Source organism: Pseudomonas sp. MF08817 (genome assembly GCF_059862705.1).
The window spans coordinates 1-16432 of the sequence record NZ_JCBCUY010000055.1; the positions used below are offsets into that span (position 1 = coordinate 1).

Consider the following 16432-nt stretch of genomic DNA (forward strand, 5'->3'; position numbering starts at 1 on the left):
GTGTGCAAGCAGATCGGCTCGGTTCGGTCAGACGTCCATTGATGATGATGTTTTGGAAGCGGGATTGCGTTCGCTTAGCAAGTGCAGAAAAGTTAACTGACTGTTGCACTTGCTCCTTGAGACCGCCTTCTGTTGGCAACTTCAAGGTTATCGAACTGGTCTTCCGCAAGGGTGGTCTGGGATGGAATCTGAAAGGGCTTCTTTATATATGCGGCGTTAATTCAGGCAGCGTCTTTAATTTGCATTCCGGCCATTTCGTCCACCAGCGAATGCGGTCTGGCCCTCATCATTTGAGGAAGAATCATGCCGATTGCCTTGACGTACCGCTGTGAGTGTCGAAGTTCAATGCGGAGTAACGCCCCAACAATTGCAGCTGAGACAACGGGCAGGCACTCCAATATGACCACGAGGTTTCGCACGGACAGCGGCATGGATTTTCCACCGTTCCCAATTGGCCGATCATGCCAGTCCAGTCGTGCGATCCCCTCGATGACATCCATCGCAAATGATGGGTATCGTTCATAGCTGGTCCCGAAACCGATGAATGAAAAGAAGGGATTGGAAATCGACTTGGCTGGCCGACCTCGACTTGTAGTTTTCGTAACCGCTTGGGGCTGGGCTCTTTGCCGAGAAGCAATCAGAGCATCGGCGCGAGCTTCTATTCGCCGGTCCAACTCGACTATTTGCTCGGGCGTGAGAAGTGTAGTTCGCATGGCAGGTCCCTCCTATTTTGATCAACAAGCGAGATTGCCTGTTGCAATAGTGAGGGTTTTTATGCGGCCGTATGCAGTGAGGGTTTTTCCAAGCTCGCCAGATCAAGCGCAAGCACGCAACTGTCGGCAGTAGGAGGTCAGTGTCAAACGCAGCATCACGACGATCACAGAAGGACGCCTAATAAGGCCTGTGCGATGTTTTCAATCAAGCCGACCAACAAGTCAGGTTTTTACTGGATCGTTGCTCCATGGTGATCCTGGAGGATCTTTTTCGCTACGCCGATTCATTTTTCGTTGAACCAGCGCGTTTGGAAGGGTGGACTGTTCAACGTCAAGATGCTGTTCGCACGGCCTGCTTTTGAATAGTCATGATCGAAACAGAAGAAAACACCAGCCGAAACCAGCAGCGTCAAAAGCAGTACAAAACACCAACAACTTACAGTTTTTTTCACGCCCCCCCTCAACAGCCAACTCAGCGGTTCGAGAAGTGGCGTATAGGACGCTATGGAATTAGCGCCCCAAATCTAAGCTGATGCTGCAAGCGATTACTCACAAGCTTTTGCCATTGGCCTTTTTTATACTTTGGTCAGCCACATCACAAATAAATCCGGCAATCGCCGAGGCAACATTTCCACCATCATATACAAAATCATTCTCGAACCGATAATCACCACTAACGGTTAGCGTTACAAGCTTCCCCATTTTATTATTGCAATCAACAGCAGAAACATACCACTTGCGCAAATCTATTTGTTTTGACTTTAAATCGACTTGCCTTCCCGTCAATACCGCAATAGCCGTATTACTTTTGTTTGTCGAGAACTCGAAGGAGCCTGGCATGGCCTCCATCTTTATACCACCATCTGTTTCGGCCAAACTTATCCACTTTATCTCCGCAGAAGAATAGCAACTAAAAAGCTGAGCAGTAGCCACCACCAGCAAAACCACGCATCTCTTAAAAGTTATTAGCATCCCAACTCATCCTGCGCAGATTAAAAAACAGCTTAGACATCGAGCCCCACATAAAATCATGCTTCAAAAACCAACATCACTGTGCTATTGACTTGCCGTTCAATGTGAACGCTTTTGCTGTTCCACCGAGCACATACCAGCAATTACGGTTTAAGCCGGAGTCTTTAGAGATAGATACATCCGTAATACCGTCTGCACCTTTAGCATATGCAGCGATCTTCAAATCCATGAGTACAGTGGCTTCGCTGGGTGCCTCCTCTACGAAACTTCTGTGACAGCGGCCAGCCGAAACCACATCTAAGACCTCCGCACCAGAAGGCAGGGACTCGAACTTTTTAACGGTTCGAACAGCCTCTCGCTGCTCTTTTAGGCTTGTGTACGACTGATCATTGCCTACTTGCAAATTAGAAGAATAGCTACTGCATCCGGAAACAAGGCCAAAGGTCAAAGCAACACCGATAAAATCCACACGCATCTGTAATCTCCTTAGCGAACACATAGAACGATACCATTAAGACATCACAAGGGCGACGCTCGAAACCTCAACCATCTGCACCGAAGATACCGGAGAGCATTTGAGCAATAGTCTCAACGGGCACCCCAGAGCCATATGTGTCGAACGTAATGGTCCCCGAAGCGTGCCCCATAACGGCCTGAGCGTGCACTGTAGGAACGCCCTTCACCTGCATCAGCGAAGCCAAGGAATGACGGAGAGAGTGAAAGGTAAGCCCCGCTTTGTGATCGTCGCCAAGGGCTTCAGGGATCGCTTGTCGGTTCGCCCAATCCCCTGCTGTCTTGTAGCCGATCTGTGCAAGTGACTCGCCTTGGTTGGCTTTGCACGTCTCGACATATCGCAGAAATGCAGCAACGTCGAATCCGTAGGCGCCATCGGTCAACGGCACCAGTCGCTCACTGCGCTTGTTCTTGATTGACTTGCCCTCCCCGACCTCATTGATATGGATGGCCGTAATCCCCGACTCAAACGTCTTGATGTCGCTCGTGGTCAACTGGGCGATTTCATTAAGGCGCCCGCCAGTGATGACCCCAAGACTAAGCAGCCAGCGCTTCCATGAGGTCTCTGGGAGGTTGCTCGCGTAATCCATCACCTTGGCTACCTGAGCCTGAGAGAACGCCTTACGGGTCGATTCAAGGCCCTTGGTCAGCTTCAGCTTTTTGTCATATGTCTTGATCAGATGACCATTCTCGACAGCCCAAGCAAACACAGCAGAGAGCTTCACAATCAGCTTGTTTACCGTCGAGGGCATCCGACCTTCAGACAGGCGATCTCGGAGAGCCACAAGGTCAACCCTTGAGTGGTTCCGTAGATCAAGCCCCCCCAGATGCCCGGCGAGGACTCCATGACACAGCTTGGTTTCCTTCAGTGTCGAATCTTTTTGGTCTCGCCCACGGTCAGCCAGATAGAGCCCCGAGAGGGCCTCGAAGGTCATCGGCGGCGACGCTAATACAGATAGGGAAGCAGGGACACTCTCCCTCATTTGCCCATCGTCGCCTTCAAGATCCCGGATGATTTTCACCAACGGTACGGAGTCGCCTTGTAGTCGTGCCTGAGCAGCGGTCATCACCTGCTTTGCCTTCATTACATGCTCGTGCTGATCGACACTGAGCGGCATCGTAGCGGCTATCTCGGCGAGGTTTGTCCATACGTCTTCGTAGAGGTCGCCCCAGTCGCGCAGCGAATGGACATCATGAGCGGACGACAGTAGGTCCTCAGCGACCCATAGAAGATGCTCCCGAAGCTCACTCCAGGTCGCCTGCGGATGATCCAGATGGAATGCCTTGATGGTCTCTGCAAGTCGTTGTGAAGCGTCCATAGCGGCTCGTCTATCAGAGGTCTTGAGGGAAACGGACGCAGTTCGGGTAGTGCTGCCGGTTTCGCGGAGGCGCAGATAATAAATGCCGTTGCGTCGATAGTGGTAGAGCTTAGCGAGCCGTGTAGTCGGCCTCAGATGAACGGCAAAACTTGTGACAGCACTTGTGACAGGACGATGCTCTGCAAGGATGTTCATGGCGGTTAGCCCCCGTATTCATTGGGTTAACCTTTCTTTCCTTCCAGTTTTGGATGTACTGCCGCGAGGATTTGCGCAAGCTCAAGCGCATTACGTTGTTGTGGGATTACATCAGGGAGGTGACCGAGCGCAACCGAGCGCTGCTGATGGGAGAGCAAGCGCAGATGGTATTGGGAGCGGCAAGCGGCAAGCGTGAAACTTGAAACTTGCGGCTTGCCGCGAGGCTTAGTCGGCGCTGACCACGATCGATACCCGGCGGTTTTCGGTGCGCCCGGCCGCGGTGGTGTTGCTGGCCACCGGTTCGCTGCTGCCCAGGCCGCGCAGTTCGATGTTGTGTTCGGGCATGCCCACGGAGGTCAGCACCTTGGCCACGCTTTTGGCGCGGCGCAGGGACAGTTGCTGGTTGTAGGCCTCTTTGCCCGAGGAGTCGGTGTGGCCGTCTACGCGCACGTGGTTGATGCCCACGCCCATCAGGGCTTTGCCGATGCGTTCGACAATTTCCGTGCTCGGTGCGTTGAGGCTTTCCACGTCGCTGCCAAACAGCACCTTGCCCGACAGGCCAAAGGCCCAGCCCTCCTCGGTCAACTCGAAACCTTGTTGCTTGAGCACGGCGATCTGCGCCGGGGTCAGGCCTTTGGGCGGGGCGCTCTGGCACCCGGCCAGGGCCGCAAGGGCGATGAACAGGGTCAGGGTGAAGAAACGCATGGAACGCTGAGTCAAAGAGAACACGGAATTTAGCTCCTGGTTTGCACGTGGGCGGCCGAGTGCTCCGACCCGGCCGTATGTTGCCCGCCCCGCGAGAGGCGTTTGGCGTAGTACATCGCCGCGTCGGCGGCATCGATCAGCGCGCTCGGAGTCGCGCCGTGGTCGGGGTAGACAGCAATGCCGACACTCAAGGAGGTCATCACCGCCGCGTTGCCGGGCAACTGCACGGGCAATGCCATGCTGGCGATGATTTTGTCGGCAATGCGCTCGGCGTCTTCGATCTGGTGCAGGGGCGCAAGCAGTACCGCGAACTCGTCGCCGCCCAGGCGCGCCACCAGGTCTTCCTCACGCAGTTGCGCGCGCACCCGGTTGGCCACGGCCACCAGCACCGCGTCGCCGGCGGCGTGGCCGAAACGGTCGTTGATGCCCTTGAAGCGGTCGCTGTCGAGGAACAGCACCGCGACCCGCTCGTCGTGTTTGCTGGCATTGCGCAGGGCGCGGATCAACCGGCCTTCGAAGAACGCACGGTTGGGCAGGCCCGTGAGGCTGTCGTGGCTGGCCTGGTGGGCGAGGCTTTCGTTCTCGCTTTGCAGGTGGTTTTGCCAGGTTTCCATTTCATCGAGCAAAGCATTGAAGTCGTTGCCCAGGTTGTCCAGCTCGACGATCCGCGCCTTCGGTACACGCCGGTCGAACGTGCGCTCGCTGCGGGCGGCGTGGGCCACATGGGCGAGGTTGCGCAGCGGCCCGGTGATGCCCTGCAACTGGCGCCGCGCCAGGTACAGCGCGACCCAGGCACTGAGGGCCGTGCACAGCACGATGCCCGCCAGGCCACTGAGCAAAAAGCGCAGCAAGCTGCCGCCATGGCCCACCAGCAAGAGGCTGCCGACGGTGCGGTCCTGGTGGACGATGGGCAGGGTGATGGGTTTTTCCAGGAAGCTGCGCGCCACCTGCATTTCCAAATGGGAAAACAGGCCGTTTTCCGGGCGCTGCCAACGCGCCACCAATTGGCCTGTGGCGTCGAACACCTGGGCATCGGCCACTTCTTCGGTGGCGGCGATCAGCGCCAGGGCTTCGGTGGCGGCCTGTTTGTCGTCGAACACCACCGCCGCTTCCACGGTGTAGCTGATGGACCGGGCGATCAGGTGCAGGTTGTGGTCGGCATACACCCGCAAGGCCAGCATGCCCAGCAGGGTCAGGGAGACACTGGCCATCGACACCGCTGCCAACGCCACCGTCAGGTGCCCGCGACCGATCACCGATTGCAGGGTTGGGCGGGCCGAGCGGCTGAACAGCTTCACGGCTCTGCCGCCCGCCGACGCGACAATTGCAGCACGCTGGGGTGAATGCGCACGCCGCTGCGGGCTACGGAGTCGAGGTTGACCTCAAACGACACCTGCTGGTCGCTGACCCGCAGGCAGAACAGGCTGCCCACGGTGCATTGGTCGCCGCCCTCGCTGATGCTCAACACCGGGCGCCCGGTGAGGTCACTGAACAGACGTATGCGTTGGTCGGCGTTGAGTTTGCCGATGTACACCGAGTCGCAGTCTGTGAGAATCGCCGGGTTATCCGCCAACAGGCGCCGCACCTGCACGGGGCGGCCGGTGGCTTGAGTGGTGCCCTTGACCAGGTCGTCGGTGTATTCGGTGGGCCCGACCACACACAGGCGCAGTTGCTGCGGTTCCACGGGCCAACGGGCGTAGCTGAGAATCCCCAGCACCACTTGGGTGACAGCCTGGGCACGCTGCTCGGCCATGCTCCGCGGCGCAGCGGCTTGGGCATGGGCGAACGGGGCCGACAGACAGAACAGGCTGGCCAACAGGAACTGCTTGCATCCACCCTTGCGCTCTGCCGGCGACACAGCCACAACCATGCAGGAATTCTCTTCTAACTACGTAGGATAATGCCGCAACGATAGCACAGCGCCTTTAGCCGGTGGGATCCAGACCACGCCCCTACAGTTCAACGGTGGGCTGGGTCGGGGCGGCGATCCGAGGATGGCAGCGGTATGCCTGATGCTTCTTCACCGGCAGGAATACCGCCATCGCGGGCAGGCCCACTCCCACAAAATTCTGCCCACCCCCACAGAATCCTGCCCACTCCCGCAGGGAAGGGTGACAACCAGGCCTGCGTGGTAGCCCGACTCCTACGGCTTTTGCTTTTGATCTGGCTCTTGATCTTGATCCACCCGCCCCATTCCCAGGAGGCCGAACGCAGGCCTTGCGCAGGGGGCAGTTCGGCAGGGATGCCGAACTAGCCGCGATGGGCCATGGAGGGCCCTTCGCGGCGCGCCCCCGGAGCAATGCCGGAGTGAGGGAATGTCGAGCGTTAGCGAGACACCGGATGGAGGGGCAAGACCTTTTGGTTCCTTTTGGGGCGTTTGCCAAAAGGGACCCGCCGTCAGGGCGGAACCGCCAGCCGCCCCCCCCAAAAAAACGGATATGCCCCCAAACCTAAACCCCAGTTATGTAGATACCTAGGCCACGATGGCAGCGGTATGCCTGATGCTTCTTCACCGGCAGGAATACCGCCATCGCGGGCAGGCCCACTCCCACAGAGTCCTGCCCACTCCCGCAGGGGTTTGGGGTGCTATGCCAGCTCCAGCATCAACCCACTCAGGCGCTTGACCTTGCGCCGGGTGGCTTCTTCAAACACGCCGGCGCGGGGCTCGATGAGGCTGAACCAGTGTTTGGCGCGGGTGATGCCGGTGTAGATCAGCTCTTTGGTCAGCACCGGGTTGAGGGCATCGGGGAGGATCAGGGCGGTGTGGGCGAACTCCGAGCCTTGGGATTTATGCACGGTCATGGCGTACACGGTTTCCACGTCATTCAGACGGCTGGGCAGTACAAATCGCACCCCGCCCTGGCCGTCGTTGCGGGCGAAGGCCACCCGCAGTACCGGGCGTAGGGTGCCATTGGCGTCCGGTTCCGGCAGGTTGAGGGCGATGCCGATGTCGCCGTTCATCAGGCCCAGGCCATAGTCGTTGCGGGTCATCAGTACCGGGCGGCCTTCGTACCATTGCTGGTCGCTGTCGATCAGCCGCGCCTTGAGCAACGCGGCGGTGATGCGCAGGTTCAGGCCCTCCACGCCCCACGGGCCTTTGCGCACGGCACAGAGCAATTGGAACTCATCGAACGCCGCCAGCACCGCGCCGGCCCATGCAGCCCAGCGCGGGTCGTGCGCCGGCGCGTGCGGGCGGGTGCTGCGCAGCAGGCTCAGGTAGTGGCGGTAGCCCTGGGGGCCGTCGCCGTGGCCGTCGAGCAGCAGGCGTTCGAGGGCGCGGTCCTGTTCGCCCTTGAGGGGCAGGCAAAACAGGTTGCCATGGCTGTGCGCCGCCAGCAGGGCGCGGGCTTGCTCGGGTTGTTGTTGGTTGACCCAACGGGCCAATTGGCCGATGCCGCTGCCTTCACCGAAGCGCCGCGAGTGGCGCAGCATCACCACTTGCTGGGCCAAGGGGTGGCTGGCGTCGGTGTCTTGTTGCAACCCGGCGCCGCCGAGGGTTTCGCCGCTGGCCGCCTCCAGCCAGGCGCGGGTCTGCGGGTCGTACCAACCGGCCTCGGCGTCGCGGCACAGGTCGCCGAGCACGGCCCCCGCCTCCACCGAGGCCAATTGGTCCTTGTCCCCCAGCAGCACCAACCGCGCGTGGGGCGCCAAGGCGTCGAGCAGGTTGGCCATCATTTCCAGGTCGATCATCGAGGCTTCGTCCACCACCAGCACGTCCAACGCCAGGCGATTACCGGCGTGGTGGCGAAAGTGCCGGGTGCCGGGGCGGCTGCCGAGCAAGCGGTGCACGGTGGTGACGTCGGCAGGGATGCGCGCGCGCACCGCCTCGTCCACCTCCAGGCCGCGCACTTGCTGGCTGATGGATTCGCTCAGGCGCGCCGCCGCTTTGCCGGTGGGCGCGGCGAGGCGGATGCGCAGCGGCTGGCCCGCGGCCACAGCGGGGGCCTGCAATAGCGCCAGCAGGCGTACCACGGTGGTGGTCTTGCCGGTGCCGGGGCCGCCGGTGACGATGCTGAACCCGGCGCGGGTGGCCAGGGCGCAGGCGAGTTTTTGCCAGTCCACCGGTTGGCTGGCGTCGCGGGCGCCGAACAGGGCGTCGAGGCGCGCACGCAGGTCGGTGTTGCCCCCTTCGTGCACAGCCAAGCGCTGACGCAAGGCGCTGTCGATGCGCCGCTCGTAGGCCCAGTAACGGCGCAGGTACAGGCGCGTGCCCGCCAGCACCAGGGGCCGTTGCCGCGCCTCGGCGCTGTCGTCCGCGGCCCCCGCCACCAGGCGGCTGCCGGCCAACGCCTGGCACCAATGGGCCCCGTCCAGCCCGGCCAGCACCTGGGAGGGCAAGAGGATTACCGCGCCGTCACCCTCGGGCGGCAGGGACAGGGCGAAGTCCGGCGCCTTGAGGGTTTCCACCAGGTCCAGGCACACATGGCCGTGGCCCAGTTGATGGCTGGTCAGGGCCGCCGCCAGCAGCACCAAGGGGTCGCCGCCCGGTTCCAGTTCATGCAAAAAGCGCACGAAGGCCAGGTCCAGCGCCCGCAGCCAACCGCGTTCGGCCCAACGGCTGAACACCCACAGCAGGTCGTTGGTGCGGCTCAGGGGCGCGAGGGCGGCCAGTTGTTCGGCGTCCAGGGCTACGGGCAGCAAATCGGCGAAGGCACGGCTCATAGCAAAATTCCTTGTTCCCACGCGGGTTCGGCCTTGGGTGCCGGGGGTTTGCCCTGGAAGAGCAGGTCCAGGTGTTCGATCAGTTCACGGGGCGGGCGCACGAAGTAGCTGCCCTGGCTCGGCGCGCGGCTGCCGCGCATGAACAGGTACAGGGCGCCGCCCATGTGCCGGTCGTAGTCGTAGTCGGTGAGCCGCGCTTTGAGCTGGCGGTGCAAGGCCAACAAATACAACACGTACTGCAAATCGTAACGGTGCTCCAGGATGGACGCCTCCATGGCCGCCGCCGTGTAGGCGGTGTCGTCGGCGCCCAGCCAGTTGGATTTGTAGTCGGCCACGTAATAACGGCCCTCGTGCTCGAACGTCAGGTCGATAAAGCCTTTGAACATGCCGTTGAGCAGCACCGGCTCGGCGGCCACCCGGGGGGCGCCGCCGTGGGTGTGTTGGCACACCAAGCGATCGAGTTGGCGCACGTCAACCTTGTGGCTGGCGAACCAGAATTCCATTTCGATGCGGTACTGCGTCAGTTGCCCGAGCACCACGGGCGGCTGCCCGGCGCCGATGGCCAGCGGCACGTGCAGCAGGTGGGCGAGCCAGTCGCCCAGGGTGTCGATCCAGCCTTCCCAGCCGCGGCGGTTGCAGCGCCGGGCCACGGCGTCGGTGAGGCTGGCGCGGTCCACGGCGAAGCCTTCGTTGCCGGCCCACTCCAGCAAGCCGTGGAGGAAGGTGCCCGGGTTGGGGCCACGGGGGAAGCGGTGGATGTCGCCGCCGCTGCTGACCACTTCGCGCACGGCGTCGGGGTCGAGGCGTTCGTCGTCGAAGAGTTTTTGCGCCTGGGGGTTTTCCGGCGCCTCGTCGCTGCCTTCGCTCAGGCTTTCGCCCAGGCGCAGGGCGCTGTAGGAGGCGATCCACCAGTTCTGCGTGGCGCGGCGCGCAGGCACAAGGGCCGGCAGCAGCGCGGCGTCGTTGCGCGGGGGGTGGAAGCGCACGTCCTCGGCAGGCGGCAAGTCGGCGCAGTGCACCGCGTCGCAGCCGAGTTGCAGGCCCTCAAGCCAGGGGCGCAACCCGGCCGGCTCGGCCAACGCGGCGCCGCCGCCGAGCAGGTAGCCCAGCGCCGAGAGGTGCAGCACCGAGCGGTTGTGGTTGCCGCGTTTGAGGTCCGCCACCCCCAGCCAGCAGGCATGGCGGGCGCGGGTCAGAGCCACGTAGAGCAGGCGCAGGTCTTCGGCCAGGCGTTCGCCGTCGGCCAGGGCAATCAGCTCGGGGGTGGGCCGCAGGCTGACCTGGGGGCGGTCGAATTCGTCGTGGTAGCTCAGGGGCAAACGGCTGCCGTCCACCGGTTTGGCCGAGCAGATGAACGGCAGGAACACCAGGGGATATTCCAGGCCCTTGGATTTGTGGATGGTCACCACTTTGACCAGTTGCTCGTCGCTTTCCAGGCGCAGGATCTGCTCTTCGCCGGCCTGCCCGGACGCCGCCAGGTGTTCGCCCAAGTGGCGGATCAGCGCTTGTTCGCCGTCCAGTTCCGCCGCCGCTTGCTGCATCAGTTCGCTCAGGTGCAGCAGGTTGGTCAGCACCCGCTCGCCGTCGTTGCGCGCGATCAGGGTTTGCGGCAAGTGGAAGTCGTGCAGCAAGCGGCGCAGCATCGGCAGCACGCCCTGTTTACGCCACAGCTCGCGGTAGCCGCGAAACTGCATGACCCGCGCCTCCCAGGCCAGTTCGTCCTGGTTCAAGCGTTCCAGCTCCGCCAACGGCAGGTTCAGGGTCGGGCACGCCAGGGCGGCGCGCAGCGGCCGCTCGACATCCGGCTCGGCGCAGGCCTTGAGCCAGGCCAGCAGGTCGTGGGCTTCCTGGGCGCTGAACACCGAGTCTTTGTCCGAAAGGTACACGCTGCGCACGCCGCGCGCGGACAACTCGCCACGCACGGCTTGGGCTTCCTTGCCGTCGCGCACGAGGATGGCGATGTCTGCCGGCAGCAAGCCGCGCAGGGCCTCGCCGTCGCGGGCAAACCCGGCGCGGCCCTGCTGGCCGCCGTTGAGCAGTTTGACGATCTCGCTGGCGCAGGCCGCGGCCAGGTGCTGGCGGTACTGCATGCCGGCCAGTGGCTGTTCACTGGCCAGGTGCCAAATGTTCAGCGCCGCCAGGGCTTGGCCGTCCACCTGTAAGTGCTCTTTGCGGCCCTGGGACTGCACGGCCAGGAACGGCACCGGGTTGTCGCCATCGGCCTCGCGGAACAAGAACGCGCCGCGCCCGGCCTCCCGCGCCTCGGCCCGCTCGAACACATGGTTGACCGCCCGAACCATGGCGTGGCTGGAGCGGAAGTTGGTGCCCAGGGTGTGCAGGCGCCCGCGGGTGGCTTGGCGGGCGCGCAGGTAGGTGTAGATGTCGGCGCCACGGAAGGCGTAGATCGCCTGCTTGGGGTCGCCGATGAGGAACAGGCCGCTGGCCGGGTCGTTGTCTTCGATGCGGTAAATGCTCTCGAAGATGCGGTACTGCACCGGGTCGGTGTCCTGGAATTCATCGATCAGGGCCACTGGAAACTGCTCGCGGATCAGCGCCGCGAGCCGCTCGCCGCCCTCCACCTGCAACGCCGCGTCCAGGCGCAGGAGCATGTCGTCGAAGCCCATCTCGGCGCGGCGGCGTTTTTCCGCCTCAAAGCGCGCGCCGATCCAGCGTGCCGCGTGTTGCAGCACTGCGGCGTCCGGGGTGGGCAAGGCGTCGAGGCTGGCCTTGAGCGCGGGCATGGCGTCCAGCCCGGGGTGGTGCGGCGGCTCGCCCTTCCAGGCTTCGGCCATGCCGTCAGGGGTCAGGCGGGTAAAACCGGTGCCGATGTCCAGTTGCTCCTGGTGTTCATCCGCGGCCCAGGCGCTGAGTTTCTCGAACCAGGGCTCGAAAAAACGCGCCTGCATCTTGCGCCCATCGACGGTTTTCGCGGCCACGCCTTGCAGGCAAATGGCCTTGAGTTCATCGGCCCATTGCAGCCACGGCGCTTTGAGTTGCACCAGGGCGGCGCGGCGCTCTTGCAGGCATTCTTCGATCAGTTCGGCGGGGGGCTTGCCTTCTTCGCCGTGGCGTTCGCTGGCAAACAGCGCCCGCACCCGAGGCAGCAGAGCCGCCGGCCCGCCCCAGTGGGCGCGCACCCAGTTCAGCGCATCGCCCTGCATGGGGTAGCAGAACAGCCGCCAGTAATCGCGCAGCACTTCGCCGAGCAGGTCGCTGTGGTCGGTTTCCAGGGTCTGGGTGAACAGGCTGCCGCTGTCGAAGGCATGTTCGCGCAGCATGCGCTGGCACCAACTGTGGATGGTCGAGACGGCGGCTTCGTCCATCCACTGCGCGGCGATGTCCAGGCGATTGGCGCACCCGGCCCATTGCTGGGGGGTGAATTGCCCGCGCAACTCGTCGATCAGGCTGTCGGGGGCCGGGGTTTCGTCGCGAAAGAACCGCGCCGCTTCGGCCAGACGTGTGCGGATGCGCTCGCGCAGCTCTTGGGTGGCGGCATCGGTGAAGGTTACGACGAGAATCTGCGGCGGCAGCAGCTCGCGGCCAAAGCCTGCGGCCTCGCCGCCGTGGCCCAACACCAGGCGCAGGTACAGGGCCGAGATGGTGAAGGTCTTACCGGTGCCGGCGCTGGCTTCGATCAACTGGCTGCCGCGCAGGGGGAAGGCCAGGGCCAGTGGCGCTTGAGGGGTCATGGGCGAGCCTCGTCTTGGGCTTGGGAGCGCCAGGGCGCATCGAGCAGCGGGCGGTACAGGGCGTTGCACCAATCGGCGAAGGTTTCGTCGCTCACCAACGCGTTGTAGTCGGCAAACTGGCGGGCCAGGGCCGGGCTTTCCCGACGCTCGCCCTCAAAGGTCTGGCCGTCGCCTTCATAAGCCTTGCGCGCGGCGGCGTCGGCCTTGGCCGGGTCGCTTTGGCTTAGCCAGGCGAATGCGGTTTTCACCGCCACCGGCAAGGGCTGGCGCATGCCGCTTTGCCAGGCTTGCAGCACGTCGCCGAGCAGGGCTTGGGCGGCGCCCGGTTCCAGGGGCGCGAGCAGCAGGGTGTCGTCGCTGGCCACCAGGGCGGTGGTCATCGGCCAGCCACTGGCGCACGCGGCCAAGTGGTTGACCCAGGGGCGGATCAAGCGATGCCATTTGCGGCTTTTGATCGCGCCGATGCCGTTGGCGATGGGGGTGACCGCCAGTAACGCCCCGTCGCTGCGCCGGTGCAGGCCACCGAGCCAGCCTTCGAGGGTGACGCCGTGCAGGTCCAGGCTGATGGCCATGGCGCTGGTCAGCGGCGTGGGCCACAGGGCCAGCAGCTGTTGGTGGCGTTGCAACAGGCCGGGCAGCGGCTCCATCAACTCGTGCTGCAAGCATTGGCCGAAACCGGCCATGGGCAGCAGGCCACTGCCCTGTAGGCGCCGGGCCTGGGCGGCGAGCGCGGCGTCGGCCTGCTCGGGGGCCAGCAGCGCCGCTTGCAGCAGGCTGTCGCTGAGGTTGTAGCGTTGCAGTGCATCCAGCACGAAGGGTTCTTCGTCTTCCAGCGGCGCTTGCGCGGCTTCAAAGAACACTTTCAAGCGTTGGCTGAAGAAGTGCCGCACCGGGTTGCGTAAAAAGTCCTGCAACTGCCCCAAGGCCAAGGGCTCTTCCTGAACGTAAGGGCCTAGGGCCTCGACCGGGGCGATGGGTGCGCAGGGTTGGTGCAAGGCCTGCCATTCCCGGGCGTAGCTGAACAAGCCCGCGCCCTGATGGAAATAGCGGGCACTGAAGGGTTGCAGCGGGTGTTCTTCGGTGACGGCGGCCAGTAGGTCGCTATCATCGGCCAGCCGCCAACCGCTGGCCAGGTGATCGCGCAACTGGCCGATCAACACCGACGCCGGGCGCTCGCTGTTGTCGCGGATGCTGCGCCCGACCCAACTGATGTAGAGCTGCTCGCGGGCCGAGAGCAGGGCTTCGAGCAGCAGGTAGCGGTCGTCCTCGCGCCGCGAGCGGTCGCCGGGGCGGTAGTCGCTGCCCATCAGGTCGAAGTCCAGGGGCGGCTGGGCGCGGGGGTAATCACCGTCGTTCATGCCCAACAGGCACACCCGTTTGAAGGGGATGGCGCGCATCGGCATCAGGGTGCAGAAGTTCACCGCACCGGCCAGGAAACGCTGGGACAAACGGCCCTGGTCCAACCCGGCAAGCCAGGCTTCGCGCACCACGGTGAGCGGCAGCTCATCTTGCAGGCCCACGGTTTCGCAGGTTTCCAGCCAGGTTTCGCGCAGTTCTTCCAATTGTGCGAGGAGGAAGTCGTCGTGCTCGGTGGCCGCCAGGAAGAACAACTGCATCAACCCTTGCAGGCGTTCGCCCCACTGCGCCGGGGTGGCGGCGCTGGAGAACTCCTGGTGGGCGCGCTGCAAGGCGTCGAGCAGGGCCACCAAAGGGCCGATCAACGCCGCGTCGAGGCCGCCGATTTCATCGTAGGGCTCGATGCCATCACAGGCCTCGCCACTGCCGACTGCATAACCCAGCAGCATACGACGCAGGCCGAATTGCCAACTGTTCTGCTCCAGGTCCGCCGGCAGGCCCAGGCCGGCGCGCTGCTGGGCGTTGATGCCCCAGCGGATGCCCGCGCCTTCGATCCAGCGGTGCAGCGTGGGCAGGTCGCGCTCTGCAATGCCAAAGCGCTCGCGCAGGGCGGGCACGTCCAGTAAATCGAGGATCTCGCTGACCGGGAAGCGGCTGTCGGGCAACTTGAGCAGGTGCTCCACGGCAATCAGCAACGGGTCGCGGCCACGCTGGCCCTGGTCGGCCAGGGTGAAGGGGATGAAGCGCGAATCGTGGCGCTCGAGTTGGCCGAACACGGCGCGGATGTGCGGGGCATAGCTGTCGATGTCCGGCACCATGACGATCACGTCGCGGGGGTTCAGCTCCGGGTCGGCGCTGAAGCGGGCCAAGAGTTGGTCGTGGAGGATCTCCACTTCACGCTGGGCGCTGTGGGCGATGTGAAAACGGATCGACTCGTCCGCCACCAGATCGACCGCGGGCCAGTGCTCGCGGGTTTCCGCCAGGGGGCGCAGTTCGAGAATGTCGTCCTGCAATTGGTTGAGCAGAGTGTGCGGGTTGTTGTCGCTGAACAGGTCGATGCGCCCGTCGCGAAACGTCGCCCGGTAACTGCCGGGGTCGTCGTAGCTGTCGAGCAGGCTGATGTAGTCGCGCCCCTGCTTGCCCCACGCGGCCAGCAACGGGTGAGCGTGCTGGTGCAGGGTTTGCGGGTCGATGACCTGGGGCATGCCGGCCTTGCGTGCCTGGCGTTTGTATTGGTGCCGCAACAGGTCTTTATCGGCGACGATGTCGGCCCAATGGTGCCGGCAAGGGTTGTGCACGCACAGCAACACCTGGCTGAACCGCGCCAGGCCCGCCAGTGCCTCCAGGGCCTGGGCCGGCAGCGAGGAAATCCCGAAAACGATCACCCGCGACGGCAGACCCAGGGGCGCTGTGTCCAGGCTATGGATGCGTTCGATAAAGCGCTGGTGCACGCCGGCACGGCTCTGGGCCATGCCTTCCTGGCCCACGTCCAACAACAGCGCGCGCCACAATTGGGCCTGCCAGCAATTGGCCGGCGTCAGGGGTTTGGGCTCGCCTCGGGCATTGCGCAACTGATGGCGGCCGGCGGCCCAATCTTCGAGCCAGTCGGCGCGGTATACCTGGTATTGGTCGAACAGATCGGCCAGGCGCTCGCAGAGTTGGTAGCGCTTGCGCAGGTCGGTGTCGTGGGTGAGGAAGCGTTGCAGCGGCTCGAAGTGCGGCTGGTCAATCAGCTCGGGCAGCAGGCGCATCAGGCGCCAAGTCAGCGGCGCTTTGTCCAGCAGGGACTTGGAAGGAATCTCGTCACGGCCCAGCACCATGCGATAGAGCTGCCACATGAAGCTGCCGGGCAATTGCACATCGATCGCGGCGGCGATACCGCAGCCGCCGAGGTCGTCCTCCTCGCGGTCTTCGGCCAGTGCCAGTTTCAGCCATTGGGCGATGCCATTGCTCTGTACCAGGGCAATTTCATTCTCCAGGGGCGCCAAGGGGTAACGCCGCATCAGGTTTATCACCAGGCTGCGCAGTTCATCCAGGCTGTTGCTCTGAACCACCATGAAACCCGCACTGAGAGACGTCGCATCCGGCATGGGAGCTTCCTTGAAAAATGCAAAAAACCAGAGGCGAACCTTAGCACTGTCCGCTGCTGACCAACGGTGAGGATTCGGGTGCACTTGCGCGCTTTTCCATCGCGCAAAACAAAACCCCATCTGCTTTCGCAAATGGGGTTTCGGAATTTAATCTTGACGATGACCTACTCTCACATGGGGAAACCCCACACTACCATCGGCGATGCATCGTTTCACTG

At 63.2% G+C, this 16432-nt stretch carries 10 protein-coding genes and 1 pseudogene; 1 reads left to right on the forward strand and 10 read right to left on the reverse strand.

Going from position 1 to position 16432, the window contains the following annotated elements:
* Positions 1–221: 221 nt before the first annotated feature.
* From AC19YR_RS23225 to AC19YR_RS23240, 4 genes are all read right to left on the reverse strand, one after another.
* Positions 222–713, reverse strand: a complete 492-nt coding sequence (locus AC19YR_RS23225) for a hypothetical protein (protein ID WP_500600300.1) — start codon at positions 711–713, stop codon at positions 222–224.
* A 549-nt stretch (positions 714–1262) separates the two neighbouring features.
* Positions 1263–1685 carry a hypothetical protein gene (locus tag AC19YR_RS23230; protein WP_500600301.1) on the reverse strand — a complete coding sequence of 141 codons (423 nt, stop codon included), beginning with the start codon at positions 1683–1685 and terminating at the stop codon, positions 1263–1265.
* A 76-nt stretch (positions 1686–1761) separates the two neighbouring features.
* Entirely contained in the window at positions 1762–2160 is a 399-nt protein-coding gene (locus AC19YR_RS23235) for a hypothetical protein (protein WP_500600302.1), read from the reverse strand.
* Positions 2161–2227: 67 nt separating this feature from the next.
* Entirely contained in the window at positions 2228–3712 is a 1485-nt protein-coding gene (locus AC19YR_RS23240) for a tyrosine-type recombinase/integrase (RefSeq protein ID WP_500600303.1), read from the reverse strand.
* A 2-nt stretch (positions 3713–3714) separates the two neighbouring features.
* Here AC19YR_RS23240 and AC19YR_RS23245 point away from each other — a divergent pair.
* Positions 3715–3915: pseudogene (locus tag AC19YR_RS23245) on the forward strand (hypothetical protein); the annotation flags it as partial.
* 22 nt (positions 3916–3937) lie between these two features.
* On the opposite strand, the gene yfiB reads toward AC19YR_RS23245, so the two are convergent.
* The 6 genes from yfiB to recC form a co-directional block, all read right to left on the reverse strand.
* Complete coding sequence (gene yfiB, locus AC19YR_RS23250) at positions 3938–4417, reverse strand: outer membrane lipoprotein YfiB (RefSeq protein ID WP_095105737.1); 480 nt, start codon at positions 4415–4417, stop codon at positions 3938–3940.
* Between the two features lie 29 nt (positions 4418–4446).
* A complete protein-coding gene (gene dgcN, locus AC19YR_RS23255; protein WP_500600304.1) occupies positions 4447–5715 on the reverse strand; it encodes a diguanylate cyclase DgcN/YfiN in 1269 nt (422 codons plus the stop codon).
* Positions 5712–6287 (reverse strand): regulatory sequestration protein YfiR, encoded by a 576-nt coding sequence (yfiR, locus tag AC19YR_RS23260; protein ID WP_500600305.1) that lies wholly within the window; start codon positions 6285–6287, stop codon positions 5712–5714. The genes dgcN and yfiR overlap by 4 nt, the downstream gene beginning before the upstream one ends.
* Positions 6288–7003: 716 nt before the next feature.
* Positions 7004–9079, reverse strand: a complete 2076-nt coding sequence (gene recD / locus AC19YR_RS23265) for an exodeoxyribonuclease V subunit alpha (RefSeq protein ID WP_500600306.1) — start codon at positions 9077–9079, stop codon at positions 7004–7006.
* Positions 9076–12768: an exodeoxyribonuclease V subunit beta gene (gene recB / locus AC19YR_RS23270; RefSeq protein WP_500600307.1), complete on the reverse strand. Its 3693-nt coding sequence runs from the start codon at positions 12766–12768 to the stop codon at positions 9076–9078. The genes recD and recB overlap by 4 nt, the downstream gene beginning before the upstream one ends.
* Positions 12765–16214, reverse strand: a complete 3450-nt coding sequence (gene recC / locus AC19YR_RS23275; RefSeq protein ID WP_500600308.1) for an exodeoxyribonuclease V subunit gamma — start codon at positions 16212–16214, stop codon at positions 12765–12767. The genes recB and recC overlap by 4 nt, the downstream gene beginning before the upstream one ends.
* Positions 16215–16432 lie beyond the last annotated feature (218 nt).

Coding starts and splice junctions, on each gene's coding strand:
- yfiR (WP_500600305.1), bottom strand. CDS start 6,287: ATGGTTGTGGCTGTGTCGCCGGCAGAGCGCAAGGGTGGATGCAAGCAG.
- recD (WP_500600306.1), bottom strand. CDS start 9,079: ATGAGCCGTGCCTTCGCCGATTTGCTGCCCGTAGCCCTGGACGCCGAA.
- AC19YR_RS23235 (WP_500600302.1), bottom strand. CDS start 2,160: ATGCGTGTGGATTTTATCGGTGTTGCTTTGACCTTTGGCCTTGTTTCC.
- recB (WP_500600307.1), bottom strand. CDS start 12,768: ATGACCCCTCAAGCGCCACTGGCCCTGGCCTTCCCCCTGCGCGGCAGC.
- AC19YR_RS23240 (WP_500600303.1), bottom strand. CDS start 3,712: ATGAACATCCTTGCAGAGCATCGTCCTGTCACAAGTGCTGTCACAAGT.
- AC19YR_RS23230 (WP_500600301.1), bottom strand. CDS start 1,685: ATGCTAATAACTTTTAAGAGATGCGTGGTTTTGCTGGTGGTGGCTACT.
- recC (WP_500600308.1), bottom strand. CDS start 16,214: ATGCCGGATGCGACGTCTCTCAGTGCGGGTTTCATGGTGGTTCAGAGC.
- yfiB (WP_095105737.1), bottom strand. CDS start 4,417: ATGCGTTTCTTCACCCTGACCCTGTTCATCGCCCTTGCGGCCCTGGCC.
- AC19YR_RS23225 (WP_500600300.1), bottom strand. CDS start 713: ATGCGAACTACACTTCTCACGCCCGAGCAAATAGTCGAGTTGGACCGG.